Source organism: Cupriavidus sp. GW822-FHT02D05 (genome assembly GCF_058802485.1).
The window spans coordinates 1-18296 of sequence record NZ_JBXAOE010000036.1; the positions used below are offsets into that span (position 1 = coordinate 1).

At 63.5% G+C, this 18296-nt stretch carries 18 protein-coding genes; 16 read left to right on the plus strand and 2 right to left on the minus strand.

Annotation, left to right across the window (positions count from 1 at the left end; translation table 11 throughout):
* Positions 1-200: 200 nt before the first annotated feature.
* Positions 201-1181, minus strand: coding sequence for an HpcH/HpaI aldolase/citrate lyase family protein (locus AC1RQK_RS33965; protein ID WP_492376494.1), 981 nt, complete (start codon positions 1179-1181; stop codon positions 201-203).
* A 128-nt stretch (positions 1182-1309) separates the two neighbouring features.
* Positions 1310-2293 carry a malate dehydrogenase gene (locus AC1RQK_RS33970; protein ID WP_150993520.1) on the minus strand — a complete coding sequence of 328 codons (984 nt, stop codon included), beginning with the start codon at positions 2291-2293 and terminating at the stop codon, positions 1310-1312.
* Between the two features lie 340 nt (positions 2294-2633).
* Between AC1RQK_RS33970 and AC1RQK_RS33975 the strand changes: the two genes are divergently transcribed.
* The 16 genes from AC1RQK_RS33975 to leuB all read left to right on the plus strand — a co-directional run bounded on the left by AC1RQK_RS33975 (position 2634) and on the right by leuB (position 17996).
* On the plus strand, positions 2634-3455 hold the full coding sequence (locus AC1RQK_RS33975; RefSeq protein WP_183033200.1) for a GntR family transcriptional regulator: 822 nt from the start codon (positions 2634-2636) through the stop codon (positions 3453-3455).
* 260 nt (positions 3456-3715) lie between these two features.
* Entirely contained in the window at positions 3716-4123 is a 408-nt protein-coding gene (gene sdhC / locus AC1RQK_RS33980) for a succinate dehydrogenase, cytochrome b556 subunit (protein WP_150993516.1), read from the plus strand.
* Between the two features lie 13 nt (positions 4124-4136).
* A complete protein-coding gene (gene sdhD, locus AC1RQK_RS33985) occupies positions 4137-4502 on the plus strand; it encodes a succinate dehydrogenase, hydrophobic membrane anchor protein (RefSeq protein ID WP_043348033.1) in 366 nt (121 codons plus the stop codon).
* Positions 4503-4505: 3 nt separating this feature from the next.
* Positions 4506-6284: a succinate dehydrogenase flavoprotein subunit gene (gene sdhA / locus AC1RQK_RS33990; protein ID WP_043348030.1), complete on the plus strand. Its 1779-nt coding sequence runs from the start codon at positions 4506-4508 to the stop codon at positions 6282-6284.
* Between the two features lie 31 nt (positions 6285-6315).
* On the plus strand, positions 6316-7017 hold the full coding sequence (locus AC1RQK_RS33995) for a succinate dehydrogenase iron-sulfur subunit (protein WP_043348027.1): 702 nt from the start codon (positions 6316-6318) through the stop codon (positions 7015-7017).
* Positions 7018-7098: 81 nt separating this feature from the next.
* Entirely contained in the window at positions 7099-7386 is a 288-nt protein-coding gene (locus AC1RQK_RS34000; protein ID WP_006161620.1) for an FAD assembly factor SdhE, read from the plus strand.
* A 40-nt stretch (positions 7387-7426) separates the two neighbouring features.
* Complete coding sequence (gltA, locus tag AC1RQK_RS34005; RefSeq protein ID WP_006161619.1) at positions 7427-8728, plus strand: citrate synthase; 1302 nt, start codon at positions 7427-7429, stop codon at positions 8726-8728.
* 641 nt (positions 8729-9369) lie between these two features.
* Entirely contained in the window at positions 9370-10485 is a 1116-nt protein-coding gene (locus AC1RQK_RS34010; protein WP_150993326.1) for a branched-chain amino acid ABC transporter substrate-binding protein, read from the plus strand.
* A gap of 195 nt (positions 10486-10680) precedes the next feature.
* Entirely contained in the window at positions 10681-11607 is a 927-nt protein-coding gene (livH, locus tag AC1RQK_RS34015; RefSeq protein WP_043348021.1) for a high-affinity branched-chain amino acid ABC transporter permease LivH, read from the plus strand.
* A gap of 7 nt (positions 11608-11614) precedes the next feature.
* Positions 11615-12889, plus strand: a complete 1275-nt coding sequence (locus AC1RQK_RS34020) for a high-affinity branched-chain amino acid ABC transporter permease LivM (protein WP_492813776.1) — start codon at positions 11615-11617, stop codon at positions 12887-12889.
* Entirely contained in the window at positions 12886-13665 is a 780-nt protein-coding gene (livG, locus tag AC1RQK_RS34025; protein WP_043348014.1) for a high-affinity branched-chain amino acid ABC transporter ATP-binding protein LivG, read from the plus strand. Before AC1RQK_RS34020 ends, livG begins: the two co-directional genes overlap by 4 nt.
* Entirely contained in the window at positions 13665-14366 is a 702-nt protein-coding gene (locus AC1RQK_RS34030) for an ABC transporter ATP-binding protein (RefSeq protein WP_043348012.1), read from the plus strand. The genes livG and AC1RQK_RS34030 overlap by 1 nt, the downstream gene beginning before the upstream one ends.
* A 295-nt stretch (positions 14367-14661) precedes the next feature.
* Positions 14662-16071, plus strand: coding sequence for a 3-isopropylmalate dehydratase large subunit (gene leuC, locus AC1RQK_RS34035; protein ID WP_174428408.1), 1410 nt, complete (start codon positions 14662-14664; stop codon positions 16069-16071).
* Between the two features lie 16 nt (positions 16072-16087).
* Complete coding sequence (locus tag AC1RQK_RS34040) at positions 16088-16219, plus strand: entericidin A/B family lipoprotein (protein WP_006161612.1); 132 nt, start codon at positions 16088-16090, stop codon at positions 16217-16219.
* 10 nt (positions 16220-16229) lie between these two features.
* Positions 16230-16880, plus strand: coding sequence for a 3-isopropylmalate dehydratase small subunit (leuD, locus tag AC1RQK_RS34045; protein ID WP_150993316.1), 651 nt, complete (start codon positions 16230-16232; stop codon positions 16878-16880).
* A gap of 48 nt (positions 16881-16928) precedes the next feature.
* Positions 16929-17996 (plus strand): 3-isopropylmalate dehydrogenase, encoded by a 1068-nt coding sequence (gene leuB, locus AC1RQK_RS34050; protein WP_492376532.1) that lies wholly within the window; start codon positions 16929-16931, stop codon positions 17994-17996.
* The last annotated feature ends 300 nt before the right edge of the window (positions 17997-18296 follow it).

The following is an 18296-nucleotide window of genomic DNA, read 5'->3' on the forward strand; positions in this document are numbered from 1 at the left end:
CGGTACGGCCGACCGTGCACAGCGCGGTATTGCCGGCGGTCACGCCCGACAGGGCGACGGATTTCTTCGGCTTCGGGCCGTTCTGCGGGACTGGCTGCTGCTCTGACATCGCGTTTCCTGTCTGGTCTCTTGCCCGAGCCAAGCGCGGGGTCGATCCTGTGGCACACCGTGGTCATCGCCTGGCGCGCGCCAGGCAACGTTCAAGCAAAGAAGCGTTCGAGCACCGTGCCGGGCAAATCAGCACCGGTGGCGTGCGCCCGCTGCAGAAGCGACCAGTAGTACCGGTAGCTGGCCCGGTCGTGCAACTGGCCCTGGTGGCGGATCGGCGCCCAGTTGTTCTCGTAGGCGGCCAGCAGGATCTCGCTGGACGCGCCAATCTCCGTGCCGCTGGGGCGGAAGGCCGCCACGATCGGCTGGATCTGGCTCGGGTGGATGCTCCACTTGCGCAGGTAGCCGAATTCGGCCCGAGCGCGCAGGGCATCGTCTCCGGCGCGGGATGGCTGCTCGATATCGGTGCTGACGTTATGCGAGGGCACCTTGCCGTACCGATGGCAGGCGGCCGAGATCTCCAGCATGGCGCGCCGGATCAGCGGGTGCTCGAACTGCTGCGGCGAGCGCATGGCGTCGCCCGGGATGGCGCCGTGGTGGGCGGAAACGAAATCCATCAGCCCGAAGCTGAGACATTCCACCTGCACGAGGCGGGCGATATCGAATACCTGGTCCAATGCGGCATGCGTCTCTATCAGCACATGAATAGGGATGTGCCGTGCGATGCCGGCGGCGCGGGCCGCCTGGTTCACGTGGTCTGTGACGCGCGCGACCTCGACCACATCGGTCACCTTGGGCACCACCACATAGGCCAGCCGGGCGCCGGCGCTGCCCACCAGGATGTCGATGTCCTGGCGCCAACAGGGGTGCGCCGGGTCATGGATGCGCACGCCCACGCGGTTGAAGTGGTTTTGCGGGCTGTTGATGAGGCGTGCGCACAATTCGGCGTGCTCGCGCTCCAGCCCGACGGCGGCGCCGTCTTCGCAGTCGAAGGTGATATCGAAGACGGGCCCAAGCTCTTGCTGCAGGGCAAGCGATTTCAGCATCAGCTTTTCGTTGCCGGCATAGTGGTCGCAGACCGGCAGTTGCGTCGGAATGGCTTCGCCCTGGAACAAGACCTCGGAAGGATGCACTTTATTCAATCGAATAGCGGTTGAGGGAGGAAGGGGCGGGGCGCCAGAATGAAAAAACCGGAGCCTGCGCCGATTCGTGAATCGATGCGAGGCTCCGGTCTAGTCATTGGCGCTGCCTGGATCCTGGATCAGCCGAGCAGGTGCTGCACGCCGGCACGCTCTTCTTCCAGTTCCTTGAGCGTGATATTGATCTTTTCCTGGCTGTAGGCGTCGACTTCGAGGCCCTTGACCATTTCGTACTTGCCGTTGGCGGTGGTCACCGGGAAGCCGAACATGGTGTCTTCGGGGATGCCGTACGAACCGTCCGACGGGATGCCCATGGTGACCCACTTGCCGTTCGAGCCCAGGACCCAGTCATGCACGTGGTCGATGGCAGCGTTGGCGGCCGAAGCTGCCGACGACAGGCCACGGGCTTCGATGATGGCGGCGCCGCGCTTGCCAACGGTCGGCAGGAACACGTCGTTGTTCCAGGCGTGGTCGTTGATCAGGTCCTTGACGCTCTGGCCGTCGACGGTCGCGTAGCGGTAGTCGGCGTACATGGTCGGGCTGTGGTTGCCCCAGACGAACATCTTCTCGATCGACGCGACCGGCTTGCCGGTCTTGGCGGCGATTTGCGACAGGGCACGATTGTGATCCAGGCGCAGCATGGCGGTGAAGTTCTCCTTGGGCAGGCTCGGAGCCGACTTCATCGCGATGTAGGCGTTGGTGTTGGCCGGGTTGCCGACCACCAGCACCTTGATGTCGCGGGCGGCGACTTCGTCCAGCGCCTTGCCTTGCACCGTGAAGATCTGTGCGTTGGCTTCGAGCAGGTCCTTGCGTTCCATGCCCTTGCTACGCGGACGGGCACCGACCAGCAGCGCGACGTTGGCGTCCTTGAACGCGACCTTGGGGTCGTCGGTGATCACCACGCCGGCCAGCAGCGGGAATGCGCAATCTTCCAGTTCCATCACCACGCCCTTGACGGCGGCCTGGGCTTGCGGGAGGTCGAGCAATTGGAGGATGACCGGCTGGTCTTTGCCAAGCATGTCGCCATTGGCGATGCGGAACAGCAGGGAGTAGCCGATCTGGCCAGCGGCGCCGGTGACTGCGACGCGCATTGGGGCTTTAGCCATGAGTAATTCTCCAAACAAGAAGAGGGGGAAACTGGTCGGTGTCTGGCCGGAGGGTAGTCCGGACGTCACCGGTTGCGGGTTTGTCGCCACGGCGGCAAGCGGCAATCCGCCGGCGCGCTGCTAGCGGTACCGACTGGAGAGAGCCACAACGGGTCATGGGGTGCGACAAAGCGTAAGTCTACTGCGAAGAGGGGTGCCGTATCCAGAGCGGGTGCAGGCGTGAAACCTGCGGGAGTGTAGGCCTGCCCATTTGTGTTGTCAATTCATATGTCTTATATAAGACATAAGACATTTGATGGTGGGCTGGACGTGCTTCCTCGTTTTGTGGTGAAATTCGCCTATGTCATCCCTGCCCCCGTCCCTCGCCGGCACTGCCGTTGCTGCAGTGCAGGATAACGGCGCCGCTACGTCCGGCGCCGGGACGCAGCCGTCCGCGGCGGCGGCCTCGCCAACATTCAGCCCACTCTACCAGCAGATCAAGGCGCTCATCACGCAGAGCCTGCAGTCCGGTGAATGGAAGCCCGGCGACATGATCCCCAGTGAAATGGACCTGGCGGCCCGCTACAAGGTCAGCCAGGGCACCGTGCGCAAGGCCATCGACGAACTCGCAGCCGAGAACCTGGTGGCGCGCCGCCAGGGCAAGGGCACCTTTGTCACGACGCACCACGAGGATGGCGTGAAGTTCCGCTTCCTGCGTCTGGTGCCGGACGAGGGCGAGCCCCATTATGGGGCCAGCCAGGTGCTGGAATGCAAGCGCCTGCGCGCGCCGGCCGAAATCGCACGCCTTCTCGACATCCGCACCGGCGATGGCGTGGTGCAGATCCGCCGCGTGCTGTTTTTCTCCGGCGAGCCGACCGTGCTGGACGAAATCTGGCTGCTGGGCACCAACTTCAAGGGCCTGACGGCCGAGAAGCTGACCGAATGGAAGGGCCCGATGTATGCGCTGTTCGAGGCCGAGTTCGGCACGCGCATGATCCGGGCGAGCGAAAAAATCCGCGCGGTGGCCGCTGACCAGGCCACCGCGTCGCTGTTGTCCGTGGATGCGGGCACGCCGCTTTTGTCTGTCGAGCGCGTCTCGTTCACCTATGGCGACCGGCCCGTCGAAGTCCGCCGCGGCCTGTATGTAACCACCCGGCACTATTATCAGAACGATTTGAGCTGATACGCCGGAATGCAATCCATGTCGATTATTGCTGTTGCAGCCACGGCAGCCGCCGCTGTTGCGCAAAGCAGGGATGATTACCTCGCGGCATGGTTGCGTGCGATTGTCGGGCACGCCATGTTGGTGCGCGATAGCTGAAAATTATTGGTGCGCCGCGCAACAAAGGCGCTAAAATTATCGGGATTTGCTCCGGCTGCATCCATTTGCATCCAGGGCGCTCAGAAGTTTCGTTTTTTGTTTACCGCAAATGGGGTCTAGCAATGGCTGAAGCCAAACAAGCCAGGCCGGAGTTCAGGAACATCCATGTGACGCAGCTGGCGCGTTACAGGTTGCCCTGGGCCGGCAAGGTGTCCATCCTGCATCGCGCAAGCGGCGCTCTGATGTTCCTCCTCCTTCCTTTCGTCCTGTATCTCTTCGAGCAGAGCGTCACTTCCGAACTGAGCTTCGCAAAGTTCTCGGCGCTTCTGTCCGGCGGCTTCGTCAAGCTGGTTCTGCTGGCTCTGATCTGGGGTTACCTGCACCACTTCTGCGCCGGCATCCGTTTCCTGCTGCTCGACGTGCACGTTGGCGTGACCAAGCCCGCTTCGGCGAAGTCCGCTGTTGCCGTGCTGATCATCAGCCTGTTGCTCACCGCTGTGTTCGGCCTGAAGCTGTTCGGCCTGTTCTGAGGAGAGAGTCAACGTGGCAAATAATAATATCGGTCCCAAGCGTCTGGTCGTCGGTGCGCACTACGGTCTCAAAGACTGGCTCGCGCAGCGCGTCACCGCTGTCATCATGGTGGTCTTCACCATCGTGCTGGCAGTCGCCTTCCTGCTCTCGAACGGCGCTTCCTACGAAGCGTGGGCAGGTCTCTTCTCCAACCAGTGGATGAAGATCATCACGTTCCTCACCATCCTGTCGCTGCTGTATCACGCCTGGATTGGCGTGCGCGACATCTGGATGGACTATGTGAAGCCGATGGCAGTGCGCCTCGTGCTGCAAGTTCTTACGATTCTGTGGCTCGTCGGTTGTGCGGGCTACGCAGCTCAGATTCTCTGGAGGGTGTAATAAATGGTCGCAGTCAAGACAGGATTGCCGCGTCGTCGCTTTGACGTGGTCATCGTCGGGGCGGGCGGCGCTGGGATGCGCGCATCCCTCCAGCTCGCGGAAGCCGGCCTGAATGTCGCCGTGCTCTCCAAGGTTTTCCCGACGCGCTCGCACACCGTGGCGGCGCAGGGTGGCATTGGCGCTTCGCTCGGCAACATGAGCGAGGACAACTGGCACTATCACTTCTACGACACCATCAAGGGTTCCGATTGGCTGGGCGACCAGGACGCAATCGAATTCATGTGCCGTGAAGCCCCCAAGGTCGTCTACGAGCTCGAGCACTTCGGCATGCCGTTCGACCGTAACGCCGACGGCACCATCTACCAACGTCCGTTCGGCGGCCATACGTCGAACTACGGCGAGAAGCCGGTCCAGCGCGCTTGCGCGGCTGCCGACCGTACCGGCCACGCACTGCTGCACACGCTGTACCAGCGTAATGTGCGCGCCAAGACGCATTTCTTCGTCGAGTGGATGGCGCTGGACCTGATCCGCGACGCCGACGGCGACGTGCTGGGCGTGACCGCGCTGGAAATGGAAACCGGCGAGGTCTACATCCTCGAGGCCAAGACCACGCTGTTCGCCACCGGCGGCGCCGGCCGTATCTACGCCGCGTCGACCAATGCCTTCATCAACACCGGTGACGGCCTGGGCATGGCAGCGCGCGCAGGCGTGCCGCTGGAAGACATGGAGTTCTGGCAGTTCCACCCGACCGGCGTGGCCGGCGCGGGCGTGCTGATCACCGAAGGCGTGCGCGGGGAAGGCGGTATCCTGCGTAACAAGGACGGCGAGCGCTTCATGGAGCGCTATGCGCCGACGCTGAAGGATCTGGCGCCGCGCGACTTCGTCTCGCGCTCGATGGACCAGGAAATCAAGGAAGGCCGCGGTTGTGGCCCGAACGGCGACTACGTGCTGCTGGACCTGACGCACGTCGGGGCCGACACCATCATGAAGCGCCTGCCGTCGATCCGCGAGATCGGCGTCAAGTTCGCCAACGTCGACGCGATCAAGGAACCGATCCCGGTGGTGCCGACCATCCATTACCAGATGGGCGGTATCCCGACCAATATCAATGGCCAGGTGGTGGCGCCGAAGAACGGCAACCCCAACGAAGTCATCAACGGTTTCTACGCGATCGGCGAATGCTCCTGCGTGTCGGTGCACGGCGCCAACCGCCTGGGCACCAACTCGCTGCTGGACCTGGTGGTGTTCGGCCGCGCGGCCGGCAACCACATCGCGGCGACCTCGATCAAGCAGAAAGAGCACAAGCCGCTGCCGGCCGATGCTGCCGACCGCGCCATGTCGCGCCTGGCCAAGCTGCAATCGTCGTCGTCGGGCGAATACACCCAGGACGTGGCCAACGACATCCGCAAGAACATGCAGTCGCATGCGGGCGTGTTCCGTACGCAGAAGCTGATGGACGAAGGCGTCGAGCGCATCCTCGAAGTGGCGGAACGTGCTGACAACATCCATCTGAAGGACAAGTCCAAGGTCTTCAACACCGCACTGGTGGAAGCCCTGGAAGTGGCCAACCTGGTGGAAGTGGCCAAGGCCACCATGATTTCGGCAGCTGCCCGCAAGGAATCCCGCGGTGCGCACGCGCACAGCGACTTCCCGAATCGCGACGACGAGAGCTGGCTCAAGCACACGCTGTTCTACAGCGAAGGCAACCGCCTCGACTACAAGCCGGTGAAGATGAACCCGCTGACGGTGGAAAGCGTTCCTCCCAAGGCCCGGACCTTCTAAGCACCGCGTAGGACCCACAGGACCCACAGAAATGAAGCGTATTTTCGAAGTCTACCGCTACGACCCGGACAAGGATGCGGCCCCCCGCATGCAAACGTACGAAGTCGAGCTCGACGGTCATGAGCGCATGCTGCTGGACGCGCTGGTCAAGCTGAAGAAGCTGGACGAAACCATTTCGTTCCGCCGCTCGTGCCGCGAAGGCGTGTGCGGATCGGACGCGATGAACATCAACGGCAAGAACGGTCTGGCCTGCCTGACCAACATGCTCGAGCTGCCGGAACGCATCGTCTTGCGTCCGCTGCCCGGCCTGCCGGTGGTGCGCGACCTGATCGTCGACATGACGCAGTTCTTCAAGCAGTACAACTCGATCAAGCCGTACCTCATCAACGACGAGCCGCCGCCCGAGAAAGAGCGCCTGCAGTCGCCCGAGGAGCGCGACGAGCTGGACGGCCTGTATGAGTGCATCTTGTGCGCAAGCTGCTCGACGTCGTGCCCGTCGTTCTGGTGGAACCCGGATAAGTTCGTCGGCCCGGCCGGCCTGCTGCAAGCCTATCGCTTTATCGCGGACAGCCGCGACCAGGCGACCAGCCAGCGCCTGGACGACCTGAACGACCCGTACCGCCTGTTCCGTTGCCACAGCATCATGAACTGCGTCGACGTTTGCCCGAAGGGGTTGAACCCGACCAAGGCCATCGGCAAGATCAAAGAGCTGATGGTTCGCCGCTCGGTCTGATCCTGCGCGGTTGTTGTAAGCGGCGCGTCAGTCCGGGCTATCAAACTGCATACCCGACCGGCGCGCCGGAAGTAGGTACCTATGACCGAAAGTGTTTCCCCCAGTTTCTCCCACCAGGCCGACCCGCACCGGCGTGCACGACTGCGCTGGCGCGCGCGGCGCGGCCTCCTGGAGAACGACATCATCGTCGAACGTTTTTTCAACCGTTACGAAGAAAGCCTCTCCGACCAGGACGTGGCCTCGCTCTCCGAACTCTTCGAGCTGAGCGACAACGAGTTGATGGACCTGCTTCTTGCGCGCAAGGAGCTGGACGGTGAGCTCGACACGCCCCCGATGCAGCACGTGATTGCCCTGCTGCGTTCGGTCTGAGTTTCGTCAACATTATTAGTCAGCATTAGAAGGAACCGACATGACGCCGTCCGATGTGAAAGCCACGCTATCGTTTTCCGATGGTTCCCCCAGCGTTGAGCTGCCGATTTATACGGGTACCGTTGGCCCCGACGTAATCGATATTCGCAAGCTGTACGGACAAACCGGCAAGTTCACCTATGACCCCGGTTTCATGTCGACGGCTTCGTGCAATTCGAAGATCACCTACATCGACGGGGACAAGGGTGAGCTGCTGTATCGCGGCTACCCGATCGAGCAACTGGCTACCAAGTGCGACCACCTGGAAACCTGTTACCTGCTGCTCAAGGGCGAACTGCCCAATGCCAAGCAGAAGGAAGAATTCGTGGGCGCCGTGATGAACCACACCATGGTTCACGAGCAGATGCAGTTCTTCCTGCGCGGCTTCCGCCGCGATGCCCACCCGATGGCCGTCCTGACGGGCCTGGTGGGCGCCATGAGCGCGTTCTACCACGACGCCATGGACATCGATGATCCGCACCAGCGCGAAATCTCCGCGATCCGCCTGATCGCCAAGATGCCGACCCTGGTCGCCATGGCCTACAAGTACAACATCGGCCAGCCGTACATCTATCCGCAGAACGACCTGTCCTACTCGGGCAACTTCATGCAGATGATGTTCTCCACGCCGTGCGCCCCGTACAAGGTGAACCCGGTGCTCGAGCGCGCGCTCGACCGCATCTTCATCCTGCACGCGGACCACGAGCAGAACGCCTCCACCTCCACGGTGCGCCTGGCTGGCTCCTCGGGTACCAACCCGTTCGCCGCCATCGCCGCCGGCGTGGCTTGCCTGTGGGGCCCGGCCCACGGTGGCGCCAACGAAGCCGCCCTCAAGATGCTTGAGGAAATCGGCAGCGTCGACAACATCACCGAGTTCATCAAGCAGGTCAAGGACAAGAACTCGGGCGTGCGCCTGATGGGCTTTGGCCACCGCGTGTACAAGAACTACGATCCGCGTGCCAAGCTGATGCGCGAAACCTGCTATGAAGTGCTGAACGAACTGGGCCTGCACAACGACCCGCTGTTCAAGCTCGCCATGGAACTGGAAAAGATCGCGCTGGAAGACGAGTACTTCGTCAGCCGCAAGCTGTATCCGAACGTCGACTTCTACTCTGGCATCGTGCAACGCGCACTCGGCATCCCGACGTCGCTGTTCACCTGCATCTTCGCTCTGGCCCGTACCCCGGGCTGGATCTCGCAGTGGGAAGAAATGATCACCGATCCGGAATACAAGATCGGCCGTCCGCGCCAGCTGTTCAACGGCGCGGCAAGCCGCAACGTGCCGGATATGGGCACGCGTTAATGCCCCGGTAAGGCGGCGCTGGCAGTCACGGCGCCGTATGCATCACGAAACGCCCCGGCCATGGCCGGGGCGTTTTTGTTTTTTGCGCGTGCACGTGCACGGATCTGATCCCCCAGCCAAGACGCGAAATGGCTCGCTGGGGCGGCGCAGCAATACCAAACGCATCGGCCTTGCCAAGGCCTTGTCCTCCAAGCTCGCCGGCACTTGTGCGGCGCAAAAGATTTATTGCGTGAAACGTGGCGATAACGCCAATTTCCGACGATTTGTGCTGTGTTACTACCATTAAGATCCTCATTTGTTGTGCAAATGTGCCATCCGGCGCGGAATTTGACCCTATAATGCGGGCTGCTTTGCCGACAGCAGCCGGGCCACCCTTCCGGACTGCGTTGAGGCGAGCGGGGCAGGCGAATCACCTGCGCAATAGAGAACGCATCAACGTTGTCTTTCCGAACCAAGGTCTTCCGTTGCATGGATTGCATAGGAGGGCTGACACATGCCGGGCCCCGCACACGCTTCATTTCTTGCAGGCCCGTCTTCCGCGTCTCGGGCGTCTTTTCCAGGTTTTAGCTCGCGGGTGTTGTTCGATTGCGCAGGTCATGCCGTCTCAGCCCATGACCCAACCATAATCGAGGAGCTCCTGAATGACGCTGTCCCGTCTTACGTCCATCTCCCTGGCCACGGCCCTGTGCGCTTTCGGCGCCGCTGCCAACGCTGAAACCGTCAAGATTGCCATTGCCGGCCCCATGAGTGGCTCCGTCGCCCAGTACGGCGACATGGTCAAGGCTGGTGCGCTGACTGCCATCGAGCAGATCAATGCCGCCGGCGGTGCGGGCGGCAACAAGTTCGAAGTGGTGATGATGGACGACGCCTGCGAACCGAAGCAGGCCGTGGCGGTAGCCAACAAGATCGTCAGCCAGAAGATCCATTACGTGATCGGCCACGTGTGCTCGGGCTCGACCATCCCGGCTTCGGACATCTACGAGAACGAAGGCATCGTCATGGTGACGCCGTCGGCCACCGCGCCGCAGCTGACCGAAAACAAGAAGCGCAAATTCATCTTCCGCACCATCGGCCGCGACGACCAGCAAGGCCCGGCTGCTGCCCAGTACATCATCACCAAGATCAAGCCCAAGAAGGTCGCGATCCTGCACGACAAGCAGTCGTACGGCCAGGGCATTGCCTCGTCGGTGAAGAAGGACCTGGAAGCCGCCAAGATCCCCGTGGCTGTGTTCGAAGGCGTGAACGCCGGCGATTCGGACTACTCCGCCGTCATTACCAAGCTCAAGTCGCAAGGCGTGGACTTCGTCTACTTCGGCGGCTATCACCCGGAAATGGGCCTGCTGCTGCGCCAGGCGCGCGAGCAGGGCGTCAAGGCGACCTTCATGGGTCCTGAAGGCGTGGGCAACAAGGACGTGACGGCCATCGCCGGCGCGTCTTCGGAAGGCATGCTGGTCACGTTGCCGGCCGACTTCTCCGCCGATCCGTCCAACGCCGCGCTGGTCAAGGCCTTCGCCGACAAGAAGCGTGACGCCAACGGTCCGTTCCAGATGCCGGCCTACGCCGCGGTCCAGATCATTGGCGACGCCATCGCCGGCGCCAAGAGCACCGATCCGACCAAGGTTGCCGCGTACATGCACAAGAACGCCTTCCAGACTCCGATCGGCAAGGTCGAGTACGACGCGCAGGGCGACCTGAAGTCGTTCAAGTTCGTTGTGTTTACCTGGCACAAGGACGCCACCAAGACCGCTGCCAACTAAGCCGCACATTGGCTTTGCGCGCCCCGCTCATGGCTTGAGCGGGGCGTTTTGGTATCGGGGTCCGGTTGCCCGGCCGGCGCGGTTTATCCGCCGCGCCCGGGGCCTGGGCATATCCGGCATTACGGAGCCGGCCCGGCGCTTGCGCACCTCCTGCAACGCCGGCGTCTCCAGCTTCAAAGTTATGGGGCTTCCCGCATGAACGAGTTCCTTCCACAGTTTACCCAGCAGCTGGTCAATGGCCTGACGCTGGGTGCGATCTATGCGCTGATCGCCATTGGCTACACCATGGTCTACGGCATCATCGGCATGATCAATTTTGCCCACGGCGAGATCTATATGATCGGCGCCTACGTGGGCCTGGTGACGCTCACCGCCATCGGCGCGAGCGCGGGCTATCCGCTGCCGCTGGTGCTGGGCGCCGCCTTGCTGGTGTCCGTCCTGGTCACCGGTTTGTATGGTTTTGCCGTGGAGCGCGTGGCCTACCGGCCCCTGCGCGGCGGTCCGCGGCTGGTGCCGCTGATCTCCGCCATCGGCATGTCGATCTTCCTGCAGAACTATGTGCAGATCGGGCAGGGCGCGCGCGACATGTCCGTGCCGGTGCTGATCTCCGGCGCCATCGAGTTCCAGATGGGCAGCGATTTCACCGTGACCGTACCGTATTCGCGCCTGCTGATCGTGGGCGTGACGCTGGTGCTGATGCTCGCGCTGACGCTGTTCATCGGCCACTCGCGCATGGGCCGCGCCTGCCGTGCCTGCGCCGAGGACATGCGCATGGCCAACCTGCTCGGCATCGACACCAACCGCGTGATCTCCTTCACCTTCGTGCTGGGCGCGATGCTGGCCGCGGTGGGCGGCGTGCTGATCGGCCTGACCATCGGCAAGCTCAACCCGTATATCGGCTTCGTGGCCGGCATCAAGGCCTTCACCGCGGCCGTGCTGGGCGGCATCGGCAGCATCCCGGGCGCCATGCTCGGCGGCGTGCTGCTGGGCCTGGCCGAGACCTTTGCTTCCGGCTATATGCCGGCCGAGTACAAGGACGTGGTGGCGTTCGGCCTGCTGGTGCTGATCCTGCTGTTCCGCCCGACCGGGCTGCTGGGCAAGCCTGACGTTGAAAAGGTGTGAGGACGCTATGACACAAGCTATTTCTACGCCAATCAGTTTGGCGCAGGGCGCGCCGGCAGGGCAGAACCTGAAGAACGCCATCGTCGCGGCCGTGATGACGGCCATCCTGACCATTCCCGTGCTGGGGCTGCAGTTGAAGCTCGATGGCTACAAGGTCGTGCTCGAGCCGCACTGGAAGCCGGTGTGGCTGGCGGTGGGTGCGGTCTTCCTGTTCCAGCTCTTCAAGCCGCTGTTCCAGCGCGCCACGGCCGGCGTCAAGGTGCCGAGCCTGCCCGCGCTGGGCGCGACCCAGCAGCGCAAGGTGATCTGGCTGCTGCTGGCGGTTGGCCTGGTGTTCCCGTTCTTCGGCTCGCGCGGCGCGGTGGACGTGGCCACGCTGGCGCTGATCTACGTGATCCTGGGCCTCGGCCTGAATATCGTGGTGGGCTATGCCGGCCTGCTCGACCTGGGCTACGTCGGCTTCTACGCGGTTGGCGGCTACACCTACGCGCTGCTCAACCAATACTTCGGGCTGACCTTCTGGGAGTGCCTGCCGATCGCCGCCGGCATGTCGGCGCTGTTCGGCTTCGTGCTGGGTTTTCCGGTGCTGAGGCTGCGCGGCGACTACCTGGCCATCGTCACGCTGGGCTTCGGCGAGATCATCCGCCTGCTGCTCAACAACCTGACCGGCCTCACCGGTGGACCGGATGGCGTGTCGGGCATCCCGAAGCCGACCGTGTTCGGCATCGAGATGGCGCGCAGTTCGAGCGTGGAAGGCGTCAAGACCTTTCATGAGTTGCTGGGCTGGGACTACAGCGGCGAGCACATGGTGATCTTCCTCTACCTGCTGGCGCTGCTGCTGGTGGGCTTCACGCTGTTCGTCACCAGCCGGCTGATCCGCATGCCGATGGGCCGCGCATGGGAAGCCCTGCGCGAGGATGAAATCGCCTGCCGGTCGCTGGGCTTGAACCCGACCCGCATCAAGCTGTCGGCGTTCACGCTGGGCGCGGCCTTCGCCGGCCTGGGCGGCGCGTTCTTCGCCGCGCGCCAGGGCCTGGTCAATCCCGAATCGTTCACCTTTATCGAGTCCGCGCTGATCCTGGCGGTGGTGGTGCTGGGCGGCATGGGCTCGCAGCTGGGCGTGATCCTGGCCGCTATCCTGCTGACCGCGCTGCCGGAAATGGCGCGCGGCTTCGCCGAGTACCGCATGCTGATTTTCGGCCTGGTGATGGTGCTGATGATGATGTGGCGTCCGCAGGGCCTGCTGCCCGCGAGCCGCCCCCATGTGGAGTTGCCGCAATGAGCCAAGTTCAATCAGCGGAACTGCTGAAAGTCTCCGGCCTGCAGATGCGCTTCGGCGGCCTGCTGGCGGTCGACGGCATCGATTTCGATGTGCGCCGCGATGAGGTCTTCGCCATCATCGGCCCCAACGGCGCGGGCAAGACCACGGTGTTCAATTGCGTGGGCGGCTTTTATAAGCCCACCGCCGGCGAGGTCATGCTGGACGGGCATTCGATCGCCCGCCTGCCGAGCCACCAGGTGGCGCGCCGTGGCCTGGTGCGCACGTTCCAGAACATCCGCTTGTTCAAGCAACTGACGGTGGTCGAGAACCTGCTGGTGGCGCAACACCTGCAGGTACGCTCCGGGCTGCTGCGCGGGCTGTTTGCCACGCCGGCCTACCGCCGTGCCGAGCGCGAGGCGCTGGAGCGTGCCGCGCTGTGGCTCGAGCGCATGGGGCTGCGTGGCGTGGCCAACCGCGAGGCGGGCACGCTGTCGTATGGCCACCAGCGCCGGCTGGAAATCGCGCGCTGCATGATCACCAATCCGCGCCTGCTGATGCTTGACGAGCCGGCTGCCGGCCTCAACCCGCAGGAAAAGGTCGAGCTGTCGCAGCTGATCGACCAGTTGCGGCGCGAGCACAAGATCTCGGTGCTGCTGATCGAGCACGACATGAGTCTGGTGATGGGCGTGTCCGACCGCATCCTGGTGATGGAACACGGCCGCCCGATCCTGGTCGGCAAACCGGCCGAAGTGCGCAACGACCCGCGCGTGATCAAGGCTTACCTGGGAGAGGACTGATGCTGAAGCTGGAACAAGTCCATACCCATTACGGCGCGATCGAAGCGCTGTCTGGCGTATCGATTGAGGTGAACAAGGGCGAGATCGTCACGCTGATCGGCAGCAACGGCGCTGGCAAGACCACGCTGATGATGACCGTGTGCGGCTCGCCGCGCGCGTCGAGCGGGCGCGTGATGTTTGAAGGGCAGGACATCACGCGCCGTCCCACGCACGAGATCATGCGCCTCGGCATGGCGATCTCGCCGGAGGGGCGGCGCGTGTTTCCCAGCCTGACGGTGCTGGACAACCTGAAGATGGGCGCCTTCTTCGGCAAGCGCGACGAGATCGAGGCGGGCGTCGAGCACGTCTATAAGCTCTTCCCACGGCTCAAGCAGCGCTCCACGCAACGCGCCGGCACCATGTCCGGCGGCGAGCAGCAGATGCTGGCCATCGGCCGCGCACTGATGAGCCGGCCCCGCCTGCTGTTGCTGGACGAGCCGACGCTCGGCCTGGCACCGCTGGTGATCGCACAGATCTTCGACATCATCCGGACCATTCGTGACGAGGGCGTCACAGTGTTCCTGGTCGAGCAGAACGCCAACAAGGCGCTGGGCGTGGCGGATCGCGGCTATGTGCTGGAGACGGGGCGCGTGGTGCTGGCGGACACCGGCGCCAATCTGCTGGCCAACGACCGCATCAAGAGCGCTTACCTGGGCGGTTGAGCCCAGTTTTTCTCCCGCTCACCCGCCTGGCGGGCGAGCGGGAGAAGACCCTCGCCATTCCCCCTTTTCGCCATCGGCGAAATCCCCCTTTCGCCAATCACATTACATTTCCGCCGCCGCGCAGGCCGGCCACGGCCCGGTCGCGCGCTATCGCTGTGGCATAATCGATTGTGAAGTCAAGCATCGCAGCAAGCCGCATTTCGTTGCCCGCGTTCCTGCGAAAAATCCCCCAAACTACCGCGCGACGCCGCCAACCGTGCTGTACCAAACGGTCCCGGCCCGCCCCCCCTGCATCATGGCCAAGACGCTTTACGACAAACTTTGGGATGACCACACCGTGCACGTCGAGGATGACGGCACCACGATGCTGTACATCGATCGCCATCTGCTGCACGAAGTCACCAGCCCGCAGGCGTTCGAAGGCCTGAAGCTGGCGCAGCGCCCGGTCTGGCGCATCAGCGCCAACCTGGCGGTGTCGGACCACAACGTGCCGACCACGGATCGTAGCCAGGGCATTGCCGATCCGGTGTCGAAGCTGCAGGTGGATACGCTGGATAACAACTGCGACGCGTACGGCATCACCCAGTTCAAGATGAACGACCTGCGCCAGGGCATCGTGCACGTGATCGGGCCGGAGCAGGGCGCTACGCTGCCGGGCATGACGGTGGTCTGCGGCGATTCGCATACCAGCACGCACGGCGCGTTTGGCGCGCTGGCGCACGGCATCGGCACCTCCGAGGTGGAGCACGTGCTGGCCACGCAGACGTTGCTGGGCAAGAAGGCCAAGAACATGCTGGTGCGCGTGGAAGGCAAGCTGCCGCGCGGATGCACCGCCAAGGACATCGTGCTGGCGGTGATCGGCAAGATCGGCACCGCGGGCGGCACCGGCTACACCATCGAGTTCGCCGGCTCGGCCATTCGCGACCTGAGCATGGAAGGGCGCATGACGGTGTGCAACATGGCCATCGAGGCGGGCGCGCGCGCTGGCCTGGTGGCGGTGGACGATGTCACGCTCGAGTACGTCAAGGGCCGCCCGTTCTCGCCGCAGGGCGTGGAGTGGGAGCAGGCCGTGGGCTACTGGCGCACGCTGCATTCGGACGCCGGTGCGCATTTCGACCAGGTGGTCGAGCTGCGCGCGGAAGAGGTCCGTCCGCAGGTGACCTGGGGCACCTCGCCCGAGATGGTGGTCAGCATCGAGGACCGCGTGCCGGATCCCGAGAAGGAAAAAGACCCGAACAAGCGCAACGCCATGGAGCGCGCGCTCGAGTACATGGGCCTGCAGCCCAACGTGCCGGTGGACAGCATCAAGATCGACAAGGTCTTTATCGGTTCCTGCACCAACTCCCGCATCGAGGACATGCGCGCCGCTGCGTGGGTCGTGCAGAAGCTGGGGCGGCGCGTGGCGTCCAACGTGAAGCTGGCGATGGTGGTGCCGGGCTCGGGCCTGGTCAAGGAGCAAGCCGAGCGTGAAGGGCTGGACAAGGTCTTCAAGGCCGCGGGTTTTGAGTGGCGTGAGCCAGGCTGCTCGATGTGCCTGGCCATGAATGCCGACCGCCTGGAGGCGGGCGAGCGCTGCGCGTCGACTTCGAACCGCAACTTCGAAGGGCGCCAGGGCGCCGGTGGCCGGACTCACCTGGTGAGCCCGGCGATGGCCGCCGCGGCCGCCATCGAAGGCCACTTCGTCGATATCCGCCAGCTCAGCTAATTCGCGCAGGCTCATCATGAAACAAGCCCTGATTGTGTTGCTCGCATGCCTGGGCATGCTGCAACTGGCCGGCTGCCATACGATGGCCGGCCTTGGCAAGGACACACAGGCCGCAGGCCGCTCGCTCGAAAGCGCGGCAAAGAAGTAAGGAACCGACCATGGACAAGTTCACTGTACACAGCGGGCTCACGGTGCCGCTGGACCGCGAGAACGTCGACACCGACGCCATCATCCCCAAGCAATTCCTCAAGTCGATCAAGCGCACCGGCTTTGGCCCGAACCTGTTCGACGAATGGCGCTACAAGGATGTGGGCCAGCCCGGGCAAGACAACAGCCTCCGCCCGCTGAACCCGGACTTCGTGCTCAACCAGCCGCGTTACCAGGGCGGCTCGATCTTGCTGGCCCGCCGCAACTTCGGCTGCGGCAGCTCGCGCGAGCACGCGCCCTGGGCGCTGACGCAATATGGCTTTCGCGCCGTGATCGCGCCGAGCTTTGCCGACATCTTCTTCAACAACTGCTACAAGAACGGCCTGCTGCCGGTGGTGCTGACCGAGTTGCAGGTCGACCACATCTTCAACGAGACCAATGCGTTCAACGGCTACAAGCTGACCATCGATCTCGATAAGCAACTGGTGGTCACGCCGGGCGGCAACAGCTACCCGTTCGACATCGCGCCGTTCCGCAAGTACTGCATGCTCAACGGCTTTGACGATATCGGCCTGTCCCTGCGCCATGCCGACAAGATCAAGGCGTATGAGGCCGAGCGCGTGGCCAGGATGCCGTGGCTGAACAACCGCGTGGTCGGCTGAGGCCGGCTGGTAAGCTGAGACGCTGAGACAAAACAAGGAAGACAAAGCATGAAAATCGCAGTCCTGCCGGGTGACGGCATCGGTCCCGAGATCATCGCGGAGGCCGTCAAGGTCCTGAACGCGCTCGACGAAAAATTCGAGATGGAAACCGCCCCGGTGGGCGGCGCCGGCTACGAGGCCAGCGGCCATCCGCTGCCCGACGCCACGCTCAAGCTGGCCCAGGAAGCCGACGCCATCCTGTTCGGCGCCGTGGGCGACTGGAAGTACGACAAGCTGGATCGCCCGCTGCGTCCCGAGCAGGCCATCCTCGGCCTGCGCAAGCACCTGCAGCTGTTCGCCAACTTCCGTCCGGCGATCTGCTATCCGGAACTGACTGGTGCGTCCAGCTTGAAGCCCGAGCTGGTGGCCGGCCTGGACATCCTGATCGTGCGCGAGCTGAACGGCGACATCTACTTTGGCCAGCCGCGCGGCATGCGCGAAGCCCCGGACGGTCCTTTCAAGGGCGCACGCGAAGGCTTCGATACCATGCGCTACAGCGAGCCGGAAATCCGCCGCATCGCCCACGTGGCCTTCCAGGCCGCGGCCAAGCGCGGCAAGAGGCTGTGCAGCGTGGACAAGGCCAACGTGCTCGAGACTTTCCAGTTCTGGAAGGACGTCGTGATCGACGTGCACAAGGAATACCCGGAAGTCGAGCTGTCGCACATGTACGTGGACAACGCGGCCATGCAGCTGGTCAAGGCGCCCAAGAGCTTCGACGTGATCGTCACCGGCAATATGTTCGGCGACATCCTGTCGGACGAGGCTGCCATGCTGACGGGTTCGATCGGCATGCTGCCGTCGGCTTCGCTGGACGCCAACAACAAGGGCCTGTACGAACCGTCGCACGGCTCCGCTCCGGACATCGCGGGCAAGGGCGTGGCCAATCCGCTGGCCACCATCCTGTCGGCGGCGATGATGCTGCGCTTCTCGCTGAACCGCGCCGAACAGGCCGACCGCATCGAGAACGCCGTCAAGAAGGTGCTGGCCCAGGGCTATCGCACCGGCGACATCCTGACGCCGGGCTGCAAGCAAGTCGGCACGCGTGAAATGGGCGAGGCCGTGCTCGCGGCCCTGTAAGCCGCATTAAAGTTAAAAAGGCGCCGCATGCGGCGCCTTTTCTTTCATTTGTCCCCGATTTCCCCCGTGTGGCAGCGCCGCAAAATCGTGTAGACTTCGCGAATGGTCCGAATCTTCCAGTCCCCCTCGACTGCCATCGCCGCCCCGGTTGCTACCCGCAGCCCGGTTGGCCTGGGTTCGCACGGCCACCCGCTTACCGCAACGACGATTAAAACCATTACTACCAAAACGATCGGCTAGATCGTTCGTCGTGCCTGCTCGTCTTCCCCGCGCAGTCACGTCGGGCGAGGAAAGCGCGGG

Bases quoted from the DNA above. Each gene is read 5' to 3' on its own strand.
- livH (WP_043348021.1), top strand. From the start codon at position 10,681: ATGAACGAGTTCCTTCCACAGTTTACCCAGCAGCTGGTCAATGGCCTG.
- AC1RQK_RS34030 (WP_043348012.1), top strand. From the start codon at position 13,665: ATGCTGAAGCTGGAACAAGTCCATACCCATTACGGCGCGATCGAAGCG.
- AC1RQK_RS33995 (WP_043348027.1), top strand. From the start codon at position 6,316: ATGAAGCGTATTTTCGAAGTCTACCGCTACGACCCGGACAAGGATGCG.
- AC1RQK_RS34020 (WP_492813776.1), top strand. From the start codon at position 11,615: ATGACACAAGCTATTTCTACGCCAATCAGTTTGGCGCAGGGCGCGCCG.
- AC1RQK_RS33975 (WP_183033200.1), top strand. From the start codon at position 2,634: ATGTCATCCCTGCCCCCGTCCCTCGCCGGCACTGCCGTTGCTGCAGTG.
- leuC (WP_174428408.1), top strand. From the start codon at position 14,662: ATGGCCAAGACGCTTTACGACAAACTTTGGGATGACCACACCGTGCAC.
- sdhA (WP_043348030.1), top strand. From the start codon at position 4,506: ATGGTCGCAGTCAAGACAGGATTGCCGCGTCGTCGCTTTGACGTGGTC.
- AC1RQK_RS33970 (WP_150993520.1), bottom strand. From the start codon at position 2,293: ATGGCTAAAGCCCCAATGCGCGTCGCAGTCACCGGCGCCGCTGGCCAG.
- AC1RQK_RS34010 (WP_150993326.1), top strand. From the start codon at position 9,370: ATGACGCTGTCCCGTCTTACGTCCATCTCCCTGGCCACGGCCCTGTGC.
- gltA (WP_006161619.1), top strand. From the start codon at position 7,427: ATGACGCCGTCCGATGTGAAAGCCACGCTATCGTTTTCCGATGGTTCC.
- leuB (WP_492376532.1), top strand. From the start codon at position 16,929: ATGAAAATCGCAGTCCTGCCGGGTGACGGCATCGGTCCCGAGATCATC.
- livG (WP_043348014.1), top strand. From the start codon at position 12,886: ATGAGCCAAGTTCAATCAGCGGAACTGCTGAAAGTCTCCGGCCTGCAG.
- leuD (WP_150993316.1), top strand. From the start codon at position 16,230: ATGGACAAGTTCACTGTACACAGCGGGCTCACGGTGCCGCTGGACCGC.
- AC1RQK_RS34040 (WP_006161612.1), top strand. From the start codon at position 16,088: ATGAAACAAGCCCTGATTGTGTTGCTCGCATGCCTGGGCATGCTGCAA.
- AC1RQK_RS34000 (WP_006161620.1), top strand. From the start codon at position 7,099: ATGACCGAAAGTGTTTCCCCCAGTTTCTCCCACCAGGCCGACCCGCAC.
- sdhC (WP_150993516.1), top strand. From the start codon at position 3,716: ATGGCTGAAGCCAAACAAGCCAGGCCGGAGTTCAGGAACATCCATGTG.